Below are 18272 nucleotides of genomic sequence, written 5' to 3' on the forward strand. Positions count from 1 at the left end.
TGGACGGCGTACCGCCGTTCGTCTGGCACGGCTCCATCCGCTCCCCGGAGATCGCCGAGCAGGCCGCCTTCTACGGCGACGGCTTCTTCCACAACGACATCTTCTGGCCCGCCGACCACACCAAGCGCATGGTCCAGCTCTACCGGCGACGGTACGCCCACTACGGTCACGGCCGGCCCGAGGAGGCCATCGTCGGCCTGGTTCGGGCAGGTGTTCATGCGGAAGAACTCCCAGGACTCCGTACGGGAATTTCGCCCCTACTTCGACAACGCGCCGGTGTACGGGCACGGGCCGTCCCTCGAGGACTTCACCGAGCAGACCCCGCTGACCGTCGGGTCGCCGCAGCAGGTCATCGAACGGACGCTGTCCTTCCGTGAGACCGTCGGCGACTACCAGCGGCAGCTTTTCCTGATGGACCACGCGGGACTGCCCCTGAAGACGGTCCTGGAGCAGCTCGACCTCCTCGGTGAAGAGGTGGTGCCCGTGCTGCGCAAGGAGTTCGCGATCGGCCGCCCGGCCGACGTGCCGGACGCTCCCACCCATGAGTCCCTGCGATCCGTCCAGGAGGTGTCCGCCGCATGAAGCTCGTCGCCGTGTCCGCGGGGCTGAGCACCCCGTCGTCCACACGCCTGCTCGCCGACCGTCTCGCCGAGTCGGCCCGCCGTGAACTCGCCGCCCAGGGCCACGAGGTGGAGACGGAGGTGATCGAGCTGCGGGAACTGACCGTCGCCGTCGCCAACCACCTCGTCACCGGCCTCCCGTCGCCCCAACTGGCCACCGTCATCGACGCGGTGACGGGCGCCCACGGCCTGATCGCCGTGACCCCCGTGTTCACCGCCTCCTACAGCGGGCTGTTCAAGTCCTTCTTCGACCTGATCGACCCGGACGCCCTCACCGGGACACCGGTCCTGATCGGGGCGGCGGGAGGCACGGCCCGCCACTCCCTGGTCCTGGAGCACGCCCTGCGCCCGCTCTTCGCCTACCTGCGTGCCACCGTCGTACCCACCGCGGTGTACGCGGCGTCGGAGGACTGAGGATCCAGGGGTGACGAGTACACCGAGGGTCTGCCCGCGCGGATACGGCGGGCGGCGGGGAGCTGGCCGCCCTGATGGCCGCCCGCCCGGTAGAGGAGACACCCGAGGACGACATCACCGCGCTCGAGCGGCAGCTCTCCGACCTGCGCTTCTATTGAGACCGGTCGGGACGCGGTCCGCGGACGCCGGCGTCCGGCGCTCATCCGTCCGGCTGGAGCTTCCCCCGCAGCTGGCCACGGGAGGTGATCCCGAGTTTCGGGTAGATCCGGTACAGGTGCGCTGCGACGGTGCGGTGGGAGAGGTGGAGCTGCCGGCCTATCTCCCGGTTGGAGAGCCCCGTCGCGGCCAGTTGCGCGATCTGCAGTTCCTGTGGCGTGAGCAGGGCCGTTCTCCTCCGCGAGCCGGATGGCCTCGGAAACGCTCGGCAGGCCCGATTTCCAGTCCACGATGTGCGCCGAGGCGAACGACAGGGACACCAGGGTCTGCCCGAGGAGCCCCAGCCGCCCCTGGGCCCGCAGACCGGCCGCAACGTGCCGCAGGAATCCCGTCGCGCGGTCGTAGCCGCCCATCATCGTGGCCGCCGTGCCGAGCGTGGCGGCGGCGAGGGCATCGTAGCCGCCCTCGCTCTCCAGGCGCTCGAACCGCTCGATCACCGATGCACCACGCTCGAACGGGGCGGCGGCGGCCAGGACGTACACCAGCTCGGCGTGCAGCTCCGGCACGGGCAGCCGCTCGGCCGCAGCCGCCACACGCTCGCGCAGAGCACGCTCCGGGTGGAACCAGAAGCATCGTCGGGCGGCGGCTCGCAGAAGCCCGAGCGCGAGTTGGGGGTCGCCGGCGGCCGCCGCCTCCTCCGCCGTGGTGATGAGCAGGTGCTGTTCTCCAAGGCCTTGCTGACGACGGTCCTGTTCACCGCCGGTTCGATAGCCGGGCAGTTCGTGGTCGGCCTGGCCCTCGCCCTGTTCTTCCAGCGCCGATTCCCGCTCGGCGGCGTACTGCGGTCGCTGTTGCTGCTGCCGTGGCTGCTGCCGCTGGTCGTCTCCGGGACGACGTGGAGGTGGATGCTCGGCCCCGACGACGGAGTCGTCAACGAGGCGCTGCGCGACCTCCACCTCCTGTCGTCCGGCATACCCTGGCTCACCGGCACCTCACAGGCGCTCGTGTCGGTGATCCTCATCAACATCTGGGTGGGCATCCCGTTCAACACCGCGATCCTGTACGGCGGCCTGCAGGACATCCCCGCGCATCTGTACGAGGCGGCGAAGCTGGACGGAGCCGGTCCGGTGGCCTCGTTCCGCCATGTCACCTGGCCGCTGCTGCGCCCCGTGGTCAACGTCGTGCTGGTGCTGGGCGTGGTCTACACGGTCAAGGTGCTGGACCTCATCCTCATGGTCACCGGCGGAGGACCGGCCGACGCCACCCAGACCCTCGCCACCCTGTCCTATGAACTGTCCTTCCGGCAGTTCGAGTTCGGGCGCGGTGCCGCGATGAGCAACGTACTGGTCGCCGTCTCGCTCGTCTTCGCCTTCGTCCATCTGCGCGCCCACCGGCGCGCCCGGCACGCCTGAGAGGGGATCCCGTGAAGCGCCCACCGAGCCGTGGCCTGGCGTCCACGATGGTCGGGATCGTCCGGCGTGGCGTTCAGCCTCGCGCTCGCCGCACCGGCGGCCTACGCGCTGGCCCACCTCCCCGTCCGGAGAATCAACCTCGTGCTCTTCGGCGTCCTGATCACACAGATGGTGCCGGGCATCGCCGTGGCCAACGCGCTCTACAACGCCTACAACGACCTGGGACTCCTCAACTCCTCCCTCGGGCTGATCCTCGCCGACTCCACCGCCGGGGTCCCCTTCGCGATCATCATCCTGCGTTCGTTCATGCAGGGCATCCCCAGGGAGATCATCGAGGCCGCGCGCGTCGACGGCGCCGGGAGGCTGCGCACCTTCCGCTCCGTGGTGCCCCGCTGAGCACCAACGCGCTGATCACCGCGGCGCTCTTCACCTTCCTCTTCGCCTGGAGCGACTTCCTCTTCGCTCTCACACTGACCACCACGGAGACCGTGCGGCCGATCGCCCTCGGAATATACGAGTACATCGGCGCGCACACGAACCAGTGGAACGCCATCATGGCCACCGCGGTCCTGGCGTCCGCCCCGGCGGCCGTGCTGCTCGTCATCGCCCAGCGCCACGTCGCCGCCGGCGCCACGAGCGGGGCCGTCAAGCGAGGGACGGTCCGGTCTCCGTCCGGTCCGTCGGAACAGTGGAAGCGGACACGGCGGAGTGCGGTCCTGGTCAGTTGTCCCGGAAGAGACCAGTGAGCGCCGTGACGGGACAACCTCAGCGGCTGTGCTGCTGCGCTGCTCCACTGTGTGCCGGACAGAGCACCGGAGCAAGGCTCTCTGCGGAGCGCCTACCCTTGAGCCATGACCAGCAGCAGCGACCGGAGCCCGGCAGTGGACGTTCGATCATCTAAGACATATGAAATTCGTACCTACGGGTGTCAGATGAACGTCCACGATTCCGAGCGATTGGCCGGGCTGCTCGAAGAGGCCGGGTACGTGCGTGCGCCCGAGGGGGCGGACGGCGACGCGGACGTGGTCGTCTTCAACACCTGCGCCGTGAGGGAGAACGCGGACAACCGGCTCTACGGCAACCTCGGCCGCCTCGCGCCGAAGAAAGCCGTCCGGCCCGGCATGCAGATCGCCGTCGGCGGCTGCCTGGCGCAGAAGGACCGCGACACCATCGTGAAGAAGGCGCCCTGGGTGGACGTCGTCTTCGGCACGCACAACATCGGCAAGCTGCCCGTTCTGCTGGAGCGCGCCCGCGTGCAGCAGGAGGCGCAGGTCGAGATCGCCGAGTCGCTGGAGGCGTTCCCGTCGACGCTCCCGACGCGGCGCGAGAGCGCCTACGCGGCATGGGTGTCGATCTCCGTCGGCTGCAACAACACCTGCACCTTCTGTATCGTCCCGGCGCTGCGCGGCAAGGAGAAGGACCGCCGCCCGGGCGACATCCTCGCCGAGGTCGAGGCCCTGGTCGCCGAGGGCGTCTCCGAGATCACGCTGCTCGGGCAGAACGTGAACGCCTACGGCTCCGACATCGGCGACCGCGAGGCCTTCAGCAAGCTGCTGCGCGCCTGCGGGAACATCGACGGCCTGGAGCGCGTCCGCTTCACCTCCCCGCACCCGCGCGACTTCACCGACGACGTCATCGCGGCCATGGCCGAGACCCCGAACGTGATGCCGCAGCTGCACATGCCGCTGCAGTCCGGCTCGGACGCCGTGCTCAAGGCCATGCGCCGCTCCTACCGCCAGGAGCGCTACCTGGGGATCATCGAGAAGGTGCGCGCCGCCATCCCGCACGCCGCGATCACCACCGACATCATCGTCGGATTCCCCGGGGAGACCGAGGAGGACTTCGAGCAGACGCTGCACGTGGTGCGCGAGGCGCGGTTCGCGCAGGCGTTCACCTTCCAGTACTCCAAGCGGCCCGGCACCCCGGCCGCCGAGATGGAGAACCAGATCCCCAAGGAGGTCGTCCAGGCGCGCTACGAGCGGCTCGTCGCCCTCCAGGAGGAGATCTCCTGGGAGGAGAACAAGAAGCAGGTCGGCCGCACCATCGAGCTGATGGTCGCCGAGGGCGAGGGGCGCAAGGACGGCGCCACCCACCGACTGTCCGGCCGCGCCCCCGACAACCGCCTGGTCCACTTCACCAAGCCGGAACAAGAGGTGCGCCCCGGTGACGTGGTGACCGTCGAGGTGACGTACGCCGCCCCGCACCACCTCCTCGCCGAGGGGCCCGTCCTCGACGTGCGCCGCACGCGCGCGGGCGACGCGTGGGCCAAGCGGAACGCGGCGGAGGCCGCCAAGCCGGTCGGCGTGATGCTGGGTCTGCCGAAGGTCGGCGTACCCGCGCCGCTGACGGTGGCCACCGCCGGTGCCTGCGGCTGCGACTGACGCCACCGCCACCGCCGAACGCGGCGTCGGGCCCGGTTAGGCTGCGGATCATGCTTGTCGCCGCCGCCGTCTGCCCCTGTCCGCCCCTGCTCGTGCCCGAGGTCGCCGCGGGTGCGGCGCCCGAACTGGACGGAGCCCGCGCCGCCTGCAAGGACGCGCTGGGCGTGCTCGCCGCCGCCCGCCCCGACCGGCTGGTGGTCGTCGGGCCCGCCGGGGAGGGTGAGGAGGGCACCTACGCGGAGGGGGCGCGGGGGTCGTTCCGGGGCTTCGGCGTGGACGTCGACGTACGGCTGGGTGCGGGCGGTACGGCTCAGGAGCGTGAGCTTCCGCCGTCGCTCGCGGTCGCAGCGTGGCTGCTGGAGCGCACGCGCTGGGCCGGCGCGCCCGTGGAGGGCCTGGGAGTGCCGGAACTCCTGGCCCCCGAGCGGTGCGCAGAGGTCGGAGCCGGGCTCGCCGCCCAGGCCGAGCGGACGGCCCTGCTGATCATGGGCGACGCCAGCGCGTGCCGCTCGGTGAAGGCACCGGGCTACCTGGACGAGCGCGCGGCCGACTTCGACGCGGAGGTCGCGCGGGCGCTGGGTGCGGCGGACGTGACGGCCCTGAGATCCCTTGACCCGGCCCTGGCCCACGCATTGCAGGCCCGCGGCAGGGCCCCTTGGCAGATCCTCGCGGGCGCGGCGGAAGGCGTGCGCCTGTCCGGCAACCTGCTGTACGACGAGGCGCCGTACGGCGTGGGGTACGTGGTGGCCGCCTGGTCGTAGCGGTCCTGTGAGCGCGGCCGCCGGGTTCGGGAAGCTCCTGCCGTGGTACCGCGACACGGCGGACGGCCGGGAGGCCGTGGCCCCGCGGTCGTCCGTCGATGGGTGACGCGTTGTCCGGAGCTTGATCAGGAGGCCGAAGGCGGCTGCGGTGTCTCCGGGGGCGCCGCTTCGCCGGTCGACGGGCCGGTGTCCCCGTGGGCGAGGCGCTCCACCGCGTGCTTCGCCTTGTCCGTGCCCGTGTGGATCTTGTCGCTGTACTTGCCCTTGGTCCGCTCGTCGATCATCTTCGCGGCCTTGTCGAGGCCACGGTCGACCTTGTCCTCGTGCTGCTGCGCGAGGCCCGAGACCTTGGCTTTCAGGTTGTCCACGAGACCCATGGTCCACCTTCCCTGGCTCAAGCGGTTACGTACGGGCGCCCTCGTCGGCCTCGCTGTCGGCGGCCTTCTCGGCGGACTGCTGCTTCGGGATGCCGACCCCGTCGTCGGCGGCCTCCGCGCCCTTCTGCGGCGCGCCCTCCGGCTTCCCGTCGGGCTCGGCCGCCCCCGCGTCCTTCACCACGTCCGTCGCTCCCGCCTCGGCACCCTCCGCAGCCTGTGCGGCCTCCGCCTCGGCCGACCGGCCCTCCTCGGTCGTCCTCGACCTCCGGAGAAGCCGTGCAAAAACGCCCATATCCACTCCATACGTTACTCGTGCGGGCGAAATGCCGTGTAGCCCGGTGCGTCCCGTTGCGTCGCCCCGGGTCACCTGTTCTCGAACCGGTGACCGGAACCACGCAACAGGCAACGACCCCCCACTCGGGGCGTCACGTAACTCGTTCGAGGCGGCGTCCGGAGGTTTGCGAGACTGTTGCGGTGAGTAGTGCAGCCCCCGCGCCGCGGGTCATCGCCGTCGTCGGACCGACCGCGGCCGGAAAGTCCGATCTGGGAGTATTCCTGGCCCAGCAGCTCGGCGGGGAGGTCGTCAACGCCGACTCCATGCAGCTCTACCGGGGGATGGACATCGGCACCGCCAAGCTGACGCCCGAGGAGCGCGGCGGCGTTCCGCACCATCTGCTGGACATCTGGGACATGACGGTGACGGCGTCCGTCGCCGAGTACCAGCGCCTCGCCCGCGCCCGTATCGACGCGCTGCTCGCCGAGGGTCGCTGGCCCGTCCTGGTGGGCGGCTCGGGGCTGTACGTGCGCGGCGCGGTCGACAACCTGGAGTTCCCCGGCACCGACCCCGAGGTGCGCGCCCGGCTCGAGGAGGAGCTCGCCCTGCGCGGCTCCGGAGCACTCCACGCGCGCCTGGCGGCCGCCGACCCGGAGGCCGCCCAGGCGATCCTGCCGAGCAACGGCCGCCGGATCGTCCGGGCCCTGGAGGTCATCGAGATCACCGGCCGGCCCTTCACCGCCAACCTCCCGGGTCACGACTCGGTCTACGACACCGTCCAGATCGGCGTCGACGTCAGCCGGCCCGAGCTGGACGAACGGATCGCACGCCGGGTCGACCGGATGTGGGAGGCGGGGCTCGTGGACGAGGTACGGGCGCTGGAGGCGCAGGGTCTGCGCGAGGGGCGTACGGCGTCGCGCGCGCTCGGATATCAGCAGGTGCTCACGGCGCTCGCGGGGGAGTGCACGCTGGAAGAGGCGCGCGTCGAGACCGTACGCGCCACCAAGCGCTTCGCGCGCCGTCAGGACTCCTGGTTCCGCCGTGACCCGCGCGTGCACTGGCTCAGCGGTGCCGCGGACGACCTCGGGGAACTTCCGCACCTCGCGCTGGCGTTGATCGAACGACCGGTTACAGCCTGATCACGTGATGGCATCGGGACGCTCCGGCCGTCATCCGGGCCTCGTGCGGCATGCCATCATCGAGCTTCGATCGACCAAGTGAGTCCGAGTTGGGAGGGCGCGTGGCGATGGAGGCCGGCCCTCGCGACACCGCACAAGGCGCGCAGCACGGGACCGCGCAGGACGAGGACCCAAGGCTCAGTTCCGACGGTCCGGACGAGCAGCTCCCGGGCGGTGTGACCGACGACGGGCCGGACGTGGACGAGCTGTCCACCGGGCTCGAGGTCGAGGTCGAGCTGCGCCCGCAGCGCCGGCTGCGGATCTGGCAGCTCGCCCCGATCGTGGGGCTGGCCGCGGTCGGCTCCCTGATGTTCGCCTTCCCGCTGGCGTTCGAGTTCGGCGACGGCGGCGCCGTCGTCGCCATGCTCGGCCTGCTGATCTGCTCGTGCGCGGCCGGCTGGGGCATGATGGCCGCGCGGCGCGTCGGTTACACGTGGCCCGGCCTGCCGCAGCGCGGCTCCGGGCGGCGCCCGGACTGGCGTGTCGTCCTCGGGTACGCCGTGGTGGTCGTCGCGGTCGTCGCGATGGCCGTGTGGCGCGTGGCCCGGCTGCGCTGACCACCCTCGCCGGGCGCGGCTGACGCCGCTGTCGTACCGGCCTCGCCGTACGCCGCTGTCGTACTCACCCCGTACGATCGAGGAATGAGCACGCGGATCGCCTTCCTCAAGGGTCACGGCACGGAAAACGACTTCGTGATCATCCCGGACCCCGAGAACGTCATCGACCTGTCCCCGGCCGCCGTCGCCGCCCTGTGCGACCGCCGCGCGGGCATCGGCGGCGACGGTCTGCTGCACGTCGTGCGCTCCGCCGCGCACCCGGAGGCCAAGGAGATGGCCGGGGAGGCGGAGTGGTTCATGGACTACCGCAACAGCGACGGCTCGGTCGCGGAGATGTGCGGCAACGGCGTACGGGTGTTCGCGCGCTACCTCCAGCGCGCCGGTCATGTGACCGAGGGCGATCTCGCGATCGCCACGCGCGGGGGTGTCAAGACCGTCCACCTCGCGAAGGACGGCGATGTCACCGTCGGCATGGGCCGGGCCGTCCTGCCCGCGGGGGACGTCACGGTCAGTGTCGGCGAGCGCAGCTGGCCCGCGCGCAACGTGAACATGGGCAACCCGCACGCGGTCGCCTTCGTCGACGACCTCGCGCACGCGGGGAACCTGTTCACCCCGCCCCCGTTCAGCCCGGCCTCCGTCTACCCGGATGGGGTGAACGTCGAGTTCGTGGTCGACCGCGCTCCTCGCCACGTCGCGATGCGCGTCCACGAGCGCGGCTCCGGGGAGACCCGCTCGTGCGGCACGGGCGCGTGCGCGGTGGCCGTCGCCACGGCTCGCCGAGACGGCGCCGACCCGGCCGTGACGGGCACCCCCGTGACGTACACCGTGGACGTCCCGGGCGGCACCCTGGTGATCACCGAGCGGCCGGACGGCGAGATCGAGATGACCGGCCCGGCGGTGATCGTCGCCGAGGGCGAGATCGACGCCGAGTGGCTCCGGACCGCGGCCCGCTGACGCGCAGCTCGACGACGTCGTCGTGCGGACCGAAGCCCCCGGGCGAACGGGCCGGGGAAGTTTCCGGCCGCTCCTGCGGCTGCCCGAACTCGAGTCCCCTTGCTGCCTTTTGAGGGGGCGAACGGACGGCGCGCCGAAGCACATCGTGGCACGCGGACGGTGACGTTGCGCACCGCGCGGTGGCCGAAAAGAGCACTCGGCCTTGCCGCCGCACGGCTCCGGATCACAGCCCCAGCCGCTTCCGGCGCTCCGATCCCCAGCTCCGGGCCGGTGGGAAAGCGGGAATCGACGGCCGGAACGGTTTCCCCTGGCGGAAACGCGTAAACCTTCAGGACATCGCTCGAATGGGTGATCCGTTTCACGCTCGGCGAGAGCCGGTCGGGCAGGCGTGGTGGGCTCGATAGCATCAAGCACCGGCCGGGACGGGGGACCGTCGCGAGCCCCTGCGCCGCGAACGCCAGCAGGCACTCCGTCCGCCGGTCGACGCAGCCGGAGGTGCCTAATGAGTGCGGAGGCCACGAACCCTGCCGACCCCGCCCCTGCAACGCCCGGGGCCCACCGGAGGAAGAGCCGCGCCCGGCTCGACCTGCGCCGGCTGGGCCGGGCCGCGCTGCTCGGCCCCGCCACCCGCGACCGGCTGCCCGACGCCATCGGCCACGTCGTCGAGGCCCACCGCGCCCACCACCCCGACGCCGACCTCGAACCGCTCCGCCGCGCCTACGTGTTGGCGGAGTCCTCGCACCGGGGACAGATGCGCAAGAGCGGCGAGCCGTACATCACGCACCCCCTCGCCGTGACCCTGATCCTCGCCGAACTGGGAGCCGAGACCACGACCTTGACCGCCTCCCTGCTCCACGACACCGTCGAGGACACCGATGTGACGCTCGAGCAGGTGCGCGAGGAGTTCGGCGAGGAGGTGCGCTACCTCGTCGACGGAGTCACCAAACTGGAGAAGGTCGACTACGGAGCGGCCGCCGAGCCCGAGACCTTCCGCAAGATGCTCGTCGCCGCCGGAAACGACGTCCGCGTGATGTCGATCAAACTCGCCGACCGGCTGCACAACATGCGCACGCTCGGCGTGATGCGGCGGGAGAAGCAGGAACGCATCGCCAGGGTCACCCGGGACGTGCTCATCCCGCTCGCCGAGCGCCTCGGCGTCCAGGCGCTCAAGACCGAACTCGAGGACCTCGTCTTCGCGGTCCTGCACCCGGAGGAGTACGAGCACACCAGGGAACTCATCGCGGAGAACGCGGCACACGGCGACGATCCGCTCGCCGAGACGGCCGACCAGGTGCGCACGGTGCTGCGCGAGGCCGGGATCCCGGCCGAAGTCCTCATCCGGCCGCGGCACTTCGTCTCCGTCCACCGCGTCTCCCGCAAGCGGGGCCGGCTGCGCGGCGCGGACTTCGGGCGCCTGCTGGTGCTCGTGAACGAGGACGCCGACTGCTACGCGGTCCTCGGCGAGCTGCACACCTGCATGACCCCGGTGGTCTCGGAGTTCAAGGACTTCATCGCCGTCCCCAAGTTCAACCTGTACCAGTCGCTGCACACCGCGGTCACGCGGGAGGACGGCGAGGTCGCGGAAGTCCTCATCCGCACCCACCAGATGCACAAGGTCGCCGAGGCCGGAGTGATCGCCCTCGGCAATCCCTATGCCCCCGCCTCCGACGATCCGGCCGATGGCGAGCGCGCCGACCCCACCCGGCCCGGCTGGCTCTCGCGGCTGCTTCAGTGGCAGCAGGCGGCGCCGGACACCGACACGTTCTGGTCGTCGCTGCGCGAGGACCTCGCCCAGGACCGGGAGATCACCGTGTTCCGCCCCGACGGGGGCGCGCTGGGGCTTCCGGAGGGCGCCAGTTGCGTGGACGCGGCCTACGCGCAGTATGGGGAGGACGCGCACGCCTGCATCGGCGCCCGGGTCAACGGCCGGCTGGCGACGCTGAGCACGGTCCTGAAGGACGGCGACACCGTGCAGCTCCTCATGGGCCAGGACCCGGCCTCGGAGCCGTCCCGGGAGTGGCTGGAGCACGCCCACACGCCGGCCGCGCGGATCGCGATCCAGCGGTGGCTGGCGGCGCATCCGGTGTCCGCCGAGACCTTCGGCGGCGCGTCGGCGCCGGGCGTCCGGGGCCCGCTGGACGTCGTCGGCGCGCACGCCACCGGCCTCGGGACCGCCGCACGCCCGCCGGCGCTGCCCGCGCGCCCCACCACGGACGCGCCCGGCGTGCGCGACGCCAACGCCGTCGTGGACCTGCCCGGCGCTTCCGTGCGGCTCGCGGGCTGTTGTACGCCCGTGCCGCCGGACGAGGTCACCGGCTTCGCCGTGCGCGGGGGCGTGGTGACCGTGCACCGCGTCGAGTGCGCCGGAGTGGAGCGCATGAAGAGCGACGGGCGCGAGGAGGTCGGCGTGCGCTGGGGGGACACCACCGAGTGCCGGGTCACGCTCGTCGCGGAGTCCTTCGGCCGCCCGCACCTGCTGGCGGACCTCACCGAGGCCATCGCCCTGGAAGGCGCGGCCATCGTCTCGGCGACGGTCGAGCCCCCGAGCCAGCAGCGCGTACGCCACACGTACACACTCCAGCTCCCGGACGCCTCCCATCTGCCGTCCCTGATGAGAGCGATGCGGAACGTGCCGGGGGTGTACGACGTGAGCAGAGCCCAGCATCCGGCGACGACCGTGCACTGACGCCGGCAACCGTGCGCTGACGCCGGCGCGGGGGCTGTCTGTCCCGGCCGTCGGCGGTCCCCGTACGGCCTCCGCCCGACGTCCTCATTGGGCCGCCGCCGGACCCAGCAGGCGGCCCCCGCCCTATCAGCCGTCCCCCCGGCTGAACCCGTTCGGGTGGGACCGATGCGCGTCGGACACGTCCGGGGAGTGCGCGCTGATAGCGGTGGTCCATGCCGCTCAGCCTTCGTTCCGTCACGCCACGTTTCCACCGTGCCCAGACGGCCCTGCTCGCCTGTGCCGTCTCCGGCTGCCTGATCGCCGCGAGCGCCCCTTCGCCCGCCGTCCCCCTCGGCGTCGGCGACCGGCTCTACCCCGCGCTCGGCAACCCCGGATACGACGTCCGGTCGTACGACCTCTCCTTCACCTACACCGGCGACAACAGCAAGCCGCTCGCCGCCGTCACCACCATCAACGCCCGCACCACCCAGCGGCTGGAGCACGTCAACCTCGACTTCGCGCACGGCACGGTCGAGTCCGTCGACGTCAACGGCCTGCCCGCGGACTTCACCGGCGCGGGGGAGGACCTGGTGATCACGCCGGGCGTCCCGCTCCCCAAGGGCGGCCTGCTGCGCATCACCGTGCGGCACACCAGCGACCCCGTCTCCGGCAAGGACCGGCAGGGCGGCTGGGTGCGCACCGACGACGGGCTCGCCATGGCCAACCAGGCCGACGCCGCCCACCTGGTCTTCCCGTGCAACGACCACCCGTCCGACAAGGCGATGTTCACGATCCACGTGACCGCGCCGGACGACTACACGGCCGTGGCGAACGGTGTCCCGGTGAGCACGCGGCGAAGCGGAAGAACCACCACCTGGACCTACCGCACCCAGCACCCCATGGCCACGGAACTCGCCCAGGTGTCCATCGGCCGCACCGCCGTCCTGCACCGCACGGGACCCCACGGCCTTCCCGTCCGCGACGTGGTCCCGGCCAAGGACCAGGCGGAGCTCGAACCCTGGCTGGAGAAGACACCCGACCAGATCGCCTGGCTGGAGAGGAAGGTCGGCCCGTACCCGTTCGAGACCTACGGGGTCTTGATCGCTCAGGCCAGGACCGGCTTCGAGCTCGAGACGCAGACGCTCTCCCTCTTCGAGAAACGCATCTTCACCGAGCCGGCCTTCCCCAAGTGGTACATCGAGTCGATCATGGTGCACGAGCTGTCCCATCAGTGGTTCGGTGACAGCGTCAGCCCGCGCACCTGGTCCGACGTGTGGCTCAACGAGGGACACGCCACCTGGTACGAGGCCCTGTATGCGGACGAGACGGCGCACCAGTCCCTTGAGGCGCGGATGAAGGCGGCGTACGCCCTCTCGGACGGCTGGCGCGCCTCCGGCGGCCCGCCCGCCGGGCCCAAGGCCCCCAAGCCCGGCCAGAAGATCAGCATCTTCCGGCCGAGCGTCTACCACGGAGCGGCCCTGGTGCTGTACGCCCTGCGCCAGGAGATCGGCGCCGGAGCCTTCGAGCGCCTGGAGCGGGTCTGGGTGGCCCTGCACCACGACTCCACGGCGACCACGGCCGACTTCGAACGCCTCGCGTCCGACATGGCCGGACGCGACCTCGGCGCCTTCTTCAGCGGCTGGCTCCACGGCGAGAAGACCCCGCCGATGCCCGGCCACCCGGACTGGAAGAGCGAGCCCGCCGAGAGCGCCAAAGGCGCCGAACAAGTCGGATGACGGGACGGGCCGTGCCGTGGGACCATCATCAGGTCGGCGGCGCGGCCCCCTCGGGGCGGGTGACCGGGAATCTTCCGGGGCACTCGAGCGTTGTGACCGGTGACGACGTCTGTGACGGGCCCCGCACGGCCGCCACTCCGTCACCGCAACCGGATTCCCATCGACGTAAGGACCCAATGACCTCCTCTTCTTCCCCTTCCCAGGACACCAAGCGCCTCGCGCACGCCTACGCCGAAGGTCTTCGGGCCGATGCCCTGATGGAAGAGGACGTCGCCTGGAGCCACGAGATCGACGGACAGCGGGACGGCGACCAGTTCGACCGCTCCGACCGCGCGGCCCTGCGCCGTGTCGTGGGCCTGTCCACCGAGCTCGAGGACGTCACCGAGGTCGAGTACCGGCAGCTGCGCCTGGAGCGTGTCGTGCTCGTCGGGGTGTGGACGTCGGGGACCGTGCAGGACGCGGAGAACTCCCTCGCCGAGCTGGCCGCCCTCGCGGAGACCGCGGGTGCGCTCGTGCTCGACGGTGTGATCCAGCGCCGTGACACGCCCGACGCCGCCACCTACATCGGCTCCGGCAAGGCGAACGAGCTGCGCGACGTCGTCCTCGAGACGGGCGCAGACACCGTCGTCTGCGACGGTGAGCTGAGCCCGGCCCAGCTGATCCACCTCGAGGACGTCGTCAAGGTCAAGGTCATCGACCGTACGGCCCTGATCCTTGACATCTTCGCCCAGCACGCGAAGTCCCGCGAGGGCAAGGCGCAGGTCGCGCTCGCCCAGATGCAGTACATGCTGCCGAGGCTGCGCGGCTGGGGTCAGTCGCTGTCCCGGCAGATGGGCGGCGGCAGCGGCGGCCTCGCGACCCGCGGCCCCGGTGAGACCAAGATCGAGACGGACCGGCGGCGGATCCGCGAGAAGATGGCGAAGATGCGCCGGGAGATCGCGGAGATGAAGACCGGCCGCGAGATCAAGCGCCAGGAGCGCAGGCGCCACAAGGTGCCCTCGGTCGCCATCGCGGGCTACACCAACGCCGGCAAGTCCTCCCTGCTCAACCGCCTCACCGGCGCGGGCGTACTGGTCGAGAACGCGCTGTTCGCGACCCTCGACCCGACCGTGCGCCGGGCCCAGACCCCGAGCGGGCGGCTGTACACACTGGCGGACACCGTCGGCTTCGTACGGCACCTGCCGCACCACCTGGTCGAGGCGTTCCGCTCCACGATGGAGGAGGTCGGCGACTCCGACCTGATCCTGCACGTGGTCGACGGTTCGCACCCGAACCCGGAGGAGCAGCTGGCCGCCGTGCGCGAGGTGATCACCGACGTCGGCGCCACCGGCGTACCCGAGATCGTCGTGATCAACAAGGCGGACGCGGCGGACCCGCTGGTGCTCCAGCGGCTGCTGCGGATCGAGAAGCGCGCCATCGCGGTCTCGGCCCGCACCGGCCGGGGCATCGAGGAACTGCTCGCGCTCATCGACGACGAGCTGCCGAGGCCGTCGGTCGAGATCGAGGCCCTGGTGCCCTACACGCACGGCCGGCTGGTCGCGCGCGCCCACTCCGAGGGCGAGGTGATCTCCGAGGAGCACACCCCGGAGGGCACCGTGCTCAAGGCCCGGGTGCACGAGGAACTGGCGGCTGAACTGGCGCCGTACGCGCCGGCTCCCGCGCTCTGACCCACGGCGCAAAGGTTCGAAGCCCGCTCCCTGCGACAGGGAGCGGGCTTCGCTTTCTTCACGGCTGTCCGGGGACGAACGACGGCGAGGCGGGGCGCGTCACTGGTCCGCGAACTTCCTGCTGACCCCCGCGTAGACCCCCTTGGCCACCGTGCCCAGTCGCGGGCCGGCCAGCCAGCCGGACGTCACCGGCCCGATCGAGGTGTTGGAGACCAGGGCGGGCTTGCCGTCCGCGCCCGTCTCCACCCAGCCGCCGCCGGACGCACCGCCCGTCATGGTGCAGCCGATGCGGTACATCGTCGGGTCCGTCCGCACGAGCGACAGCCGGCCCGGCTTGTCCTGGCACCGGTACAGCTTCTGGCCGTCGTACGGAGGCGCGGCCGGATAGCCGGTCGCGGTGATGCTGTCGACCTTCGGAACGGCCGGCGCGTCGAAGTTCACCGGGAGCGCCGAACCGACGGTCTCCTCCAGGGACTCGCCGCCGTTGCCTTGCTCCGGCGTCACATGGATGACGGCGAAGTCGTACGACGCGCCCTGGCCGCCCGTCTCACCGCCCTGCTCGATCCACTGCTCGGAGGTCTGCGCCCAGTCACCCCACCAGACGCCGTACGGGGCGACCTCCTGCCGCGTCACGTTCCTCAACTCGGCCGCAGTCCGCCCGGAGTTGTTGTACGCCGGCACAAAGGCGATGTTGCGGTACCAGCCGCCGTTCCTGCCCGCGTGCACGCAGTGGCCCGCCGTCCACACGAGGTTGGACTTCCCGGGGTGCGCCGGGTCCTCCACCACGGTTGCCGAACAGACCATCGTGCCCTTGGGGGAGTCGAAGAACACCTTCCCCGCCGTGGGCGCGTTGTCGTGGTACGCGGCCGGCACCGCCTGCGCCTTCACCGGTGCCGGGGTCGGGTCCGTGACGCCCTGGTCACCCGAGAGGTCGTTGGAGTCGACCTTCTTGGCAGGGTCATTGGCCTTGCGCATCCGGTCCGGATTCCACAGACCCTTGATGATCGGGTTGATGAAATCGTCGGCCTCGCGCAGCCAGTCGTCCTTGTTCCAGTTCTTCCAGGCTCCGTTCTTCCACTTGTCGATGTCGATCCCGTGCTGTTTGAGCTTCTGCTTGATGTCGTCCGGGATCTTGATCTTGCCGTCGCCCGCGGAGGACGCGGACGCGCTCGCCCCCGCATGCGCATCGCCGCCACCGCCCGAGTCGCACGCGGTCGCGGTCAGCGCCAGCGCCACCGCGAGGCCGACCGCCGCCGGCACCGGGCAGGTTCTGCGGCGCGCACCGCCTTCCGAGCGGACGGCGAAGAGCGATCGTATCGGTCGCATGGTGGAACTCCCCCTGGAAGGAACGGTGTCGGGCGGTGGCGTTCCGCCGAGGACGGCGACAGGCAACGGATGATCATCCGCTTCCGCTGAACGGCATCACACACTATGCGCTCGCTGTGGGGGAGTTCCCACGGAACGGCAACGGTTCGGCTACAAGCCGCCTGATCTGGCAGATCGTCCGGAGCCCAAAGATCTTCCGCCCGCCCGCTTCCCCGCGCCGCTCGGGTCGTTGGTAGGTGCGGGGGCCTGCCGTCCCGGCCCGGGCCCTCGACCATCGCCTCTGAACAGCGGGAGGAACTGACGCCGTGACCGTGACGGAGACTGCGGTGCTACCGGTGGAGGGCGCGTCAGAGGGGCGCGCGGGAGCCGAGAAGGGGCGCGAGGGAGCCTCAGGAAGCGAGCGTGCGCGCGGGGCGCACGAAGGCATTCTGCGGCGGCAGTCGGCGCGCGAGTCCGCGGCGCGCACCTACGCGCGCGCCCTGCCGATCGTGCCCGTGCGGGCGCGCGGGCTCACCATCGAGGGCGCGGACGGACGCCGCTACCTGGACTGTCTCTCCGGCGCGGGCACGCTGGCCCTCGGCCACAACCACCCGGTGGTCCTGGAGGCGATCCGGAAGGTCCTCGACTCGGGTGCGCCGCTGCACGTCCTGGATCTGGCCACGCCCGTGAAGGACGCCTTCACCACGGAGCTGTTCCGCGCCCTGCCGCCCGCCCTCGCCGATCGCGCGCGCGTGCAGTTCTGCGGACCGGCCGGGACGGACGCCGTCGAGGCGGCACTGAAACTGGTGCGCACGGCCACCGGGCGAAGGGGCATCCTGGCCTTCACCGGCGCCTACCACGGCATGACCGCGGGGGCGCTCGAGGCGTCGGGGGGCGCGGGCGACGTCCGCGTCACCCGTCTGCCGTTCCCCCAGGACTACCGCTGCCCGTTCGGGGTCGGCGGCGAGCGCGGCGCCGAACTGTCCGCCCGCTGGACGGAGTCCCTCCTCGACGACACCAAGTCGGGGGTGCCGCTGCCCGCCGGGATGATCCTCGAACCGGTCCAGGGCGAGGGCGGGGTGCATCCGGCGCCGGACGCGTGGCTGCGCCGTATGCGGCGGATCACCGAGGCCCGGGCCATCCCGCTGATCGCGGACGAGGTGCAGACGGGCGTGGGCCGCACCGGACGCTTCTGGGCGGTCGAACACAGCGGGGTGGTGCCCGATGTGATGGTCCTGTCCAAGGCGATCGGCGGCAGCCTGCCGCTCGCCGTCGTCGTCTACCGCGACGATCTCGACGTGTGGAAACCCGGCGCCCACGCCGGCACGTTCCGCGGCAACCAGCTCGCCATGGCCGCCGGCACCGCGACCCTCGCGTACGTCCGCGAGAACCGCCTTGCCGAGCGCGCGGCCACGCTCGGCGACCGCATGCTGGACCGACTCCGCTGCCTCGCCGCCGAGTTCCCGTGCCTCGGGGACGTACGCGGCCGGGGGCTGATGATCGGCATCGAGCTGGTGAACCCCGAGTCCGCATCCGACCCGGCGCCTCCGGATACCTCGGCCTCCCTGCCCGGAGGCACCGGACCGCGCCCCCCCGCGCCCGCGCTGGCCGCCGCCGTGCAGCGGGAGTGCCTGCGGCGCGGTCTGATCGTGGAACTGGGCGGGCGGCACGCGAGCGTGATCCGCCTGCTGCCGCCGCTGACGATCACCGACGAGCAAACGGACGCGGTCCTGGACCGGCTCGCCGACGCGGTGGCCGCGGTGGCCGCAGGGCCGGGGGTCCATCCCTGAGCCCGCCCGCCCTGCCCTTCGCCGG

13 protein-coding genes and 4 pseudogenes are annotated in these 18272 nt (G+C 71.6%); 13 read left to right on the top strand and 4 right to left on the bottom strand.

Features of this window, described 5'->3' with window-relative positions:
• Together AB0N14_RS25825 and AB0N14_RS25830 are read left to right on the top strand one after the other, a co-directional pair.
• Positions 1-582 (top strand): annotated as a pseudogene (locus AB0N14_RS25825) (LLM class flavin-dependent oxidoreductase); the annotation flags it as partial.
• Positions 579-1192 (top strand): annotated as a pseudogene (locus AB0N14_RS25830) (FMN reductase). The pseudogenes AB0N14_RS25825 and AB0N14_RS25830, both read left to right, overlap by 4 nt.
• Before the next feature lie 41 nt (positions 1193-1233).
• On the opposite strand, the pseudogene AB0N14_RS25835 reads toward AB0N14_RS25830, so the two are convergent.
• Positions 1234-1413 (bottom strand): annotated as a pseudogene (locus AB0N14_RS25835) (helix-turn-helix transcriptional regulator); the annotation flags it as partial.
• Between the two features lie 70 nt (positions 1414-1483).
• Here AB0N14_RS25835 and AB0N14_RS25840 point away from each other — a divergent pair.
• The 4 genes and pseudogenes from AB0N14_RS25840 to AB0N14_RS25855 all read left to right on the top strand — a co-directional run bounded on the left by AB0N14_RS25840 (position 1484) and on the right by AB0N14_RS25855 (position 5744).
• Complete coding sequence (locus AB0N14_RS25840; protein WP_366028084.1) at positions 1484-2602, top strand: sugar ABC transporter permease; 1119 nt, start codon at positions 1484-1486, stop codon at positions 2600-2602.
• A gap of 66 nt (positions 2603-2668) precedes the next feature.
• Positions 2669-3348 (top strand): annotated as a pseudogene (locus AB0N14_RS25845) (carbohydrate ABC transporter permease); the annotation flags it as partial.
• 105 nt (positions 3349-3453) lie between these two features.
• On the top strand, positions 3454-4983 hold the full coding sequence (gene miaB, locus AB0N14_RS25850; protein WP_366028085.1) for a tRNA (N6-isopentenyl adenosine(37)-C2)-methylthiotransferase MiaB: 1530 nt from the start codon (positions 3454-3456) through the stop codon (positions 4981-4983).
• 50 nt (positions 4984-5033) lie between these two features.
• Positions 5034-5744, top strand: coding sequence for a class III extradiol dioxygenase subunit B-like domain-containing protein (locus tag AB0N14_RS25855; protein ID WP_366028086.1), 711 nt, complete (start codon positions 5034-5036; stop codon positions 5742-5744).
• Between the two features lie 125 nt (positions 5745-5869).
• On the opposite strand, the gene AB0N14_RS25860 is transcribed toward AB0N14_RS25855, so the two are convergent.
• Positions 5870-6121: an antitoxin gene (locus AB0N14_RS25860; RefSeq protein WP_366028087.1), complete on the bottom strand. Its 252-nt coding sequence runs from the start codon at positions 6119-6121 to the stop codon at positions 5870-5872.
• A gap of 25 nt (positions 6122-6146) precedes the next feature.
• Positions 6147-6413 (bottom strand): hypothetical protein, encoded by a 267-nt coding sequence (locus AB0N14_RS25865; protein ID WP_366028088.1) that lies wholly within the window; start codon positions 6411-6413, stop codon positions 6147-6149.
• Positions 6414-6595: 182 nt separating this feature from the next.
• On the opposite strand from AB0N14_RS25865, the gene miaA reads away from it, so the two are divergent.
• The 6 genes from miaA (at position 6596) to hflX (ending at position 15152) form a co-directional block, all read left to right on the top strand.
• Positions 6596-7534, top strand: coding sequence for a tRNA (adenosine(37)-N6)-dimethylallyltransferase MiaA (miaA, locus tag AB0N14_RS25870; protein ID WP_366028089.1), 939 nt, complete (start codon positions 6596-6598; stop codon positions 7532-7534).
• Positions 7535-7641: 107 nt separating this feature from the next.
• Positions 7642-8130, top strand: coding sequence for a hypothetical protein (locus AB0N14_RS25875; RefSeq protein ID WP_366028173.1), 489 nt, complete (start codon positions 7642-7644; stop codon positions 8128-8130).
• Positions 8131-8214: 84 nt separating this feature from the next.
• Complete coding sequence (gene dapF, locus AB0N14_RS25880) at positions 8215-9084, top strand: diaminopimelate epimerase (RefSeq protein WP_366028090.1); 870 nt, start codon at positions 8215-8217, stop codon at positions 9082-9084.
• Between the two features lie 502 nt (positions 9085-9586).
• The gene (locus AB0N14_RS25885) at positions 9587-11770 is read left to right on the top strand and encodes an HD domain-containing protein (RefSeq protein WP_366028091.1); all 2184 of its coding nucleotides are present in this window, start codon (positions 9587-9589) and stop codon (positions 11768-11770) included.
• A gap of 212 nt (positions 11771-11982) precedes the next feature.
• A complete protein-coding gene (locus AB0N14_RS25890) occupies positions 11983-13485 on the top strand; it encodes a M1 family metallopeptidase (RefSeq protein ID WP_366028092.1) in 1503 nt (500 codons plus the stop codon).
• Positions 13486-13661: 176 nt separating this feature from the next.
• Complete coding sequence (hflX, locus tag AB0N14_RS25895) at positions 13662-15152, top strand: GTPase HflX (RefSeq protein ID WP_366028093.1); 1491 nt, start codon at positions 13662-13664, stop codon at positions 15150-15152.
• 99 nt (positions 15153-15251) lie between these two features.
• Here hflX and AB0N14_RS25900 read toward each other — a convergent pair whose 3' ends face one another.
• Positions 15252-16478 carry a hypothetical protein gene (locus AB0N14_RS25900; RefSeq protein WP_366028094.1) on the bottom strand — a complete coding sequence of 409 codons (1227 nt, stop codon included), beginning with the start codon at positions 16476-16478 and terminating at the stop codon, positions 15252-15254.
• 425 nt (positions 16479-16903) lie between these two features.
• Here AB0N14_RS25900 and AB0N14_RS25905 point away from each other — a divergent pair, with 425 nt between their 5' ends.
• Complete coding sequence (locus AB0N14_RS25905) at positions 16904-18247, top strand: diaminobutyrate--2-oxoglutarate transaminase family protein (protein WP_366028174.1); 1344 nt, start codon at positions 16904-16906, stop codon at positions 18245-18247.
• Positions 18248-18272: the final 25 nt, after the last annotated feature.

The organism is Streptomyces sp. NPDC051104, assembly GCF_040682835.1.
GTDB classification, from domain to species: Bacteria; Actinomycetota; Actinomycetes; order Streptomycetales; family Streptomycetaceae; genus Streptomyces; species Streptomyces cynarae.

Bases quoted from the DNA above. Each gene is read 5' to 3' on its own strand.
- AB0N14_RS25865 (WP_366028088.1), bottom strand. From the start codon at position 6,413: ATGGGCGTTTTTGCACGGCTTCTCCGGAGGTCGAGGACGACCGAGGAG.
- hflX (WP_366028093.1), top strand. From the start codon at position 13,662: ATGACCTCCTCTTCTTCCCCTTCCCAGGACACCAAGCGCCTCGCGCAC.
- dapF (WP_366028090.1), top strand. From the start codon at position 8,215: ATGAGCACGCGGATCGCCTTCCTCAAGGGTCACGGCACGGAAAACGAC.
- AB0N14_RS25855 (WP_366028086.1), top strand. From the start codon at position 5,034: ATGCTTGTCGCCGCCGCCGTCTGCCCCTGTCCGCCCCTGCTCGTGCCC.
- AB0N14_RS25875 (WP_366028173.1), top strand. From the start codon at position 7,642: ATGGAGGCCGGCCCTCGCGACACCGCACAAGGCGCGCAGCACGGGACC.
- miaB (WP_366028085.1), top strand. From the start codon at position 3,454: ATGACCAGCAGCAGCGACCGGAGCCCGGCAGTGGACGTTCGATCATCT.
- AB0N14_RS25860 (WP_366028087.1), bottom strand. From the start codon at position 6,121: ATGGGTCTCGTGGACAACCTGAAAGCCAAGGTCTCGGGCCTCGCGCAG.
- AB0N14_RS25885 (WP_366028091.1), top strand. From the start codon at position 9,587: ATGAGTGCGGAGGCCACGAACCCTGCCGACCCCGCCCCTGCAACGCCC.
- AB0N14_RS25900 (WP_366028094.1), bottom strand. From the start codon at position 16,478: ATGCGACCGATACGATCGCTCTTCGCCGTCCGCTCGGAAGGCGGTGCG.
- AB0N14_RS25890 (WP_366028092.1), top strand. From the start codon at position 11,983: ATGCCGCTCAGCCTTCGTTCCGTCACGCCACGTTTCCACCGTGCCCAG.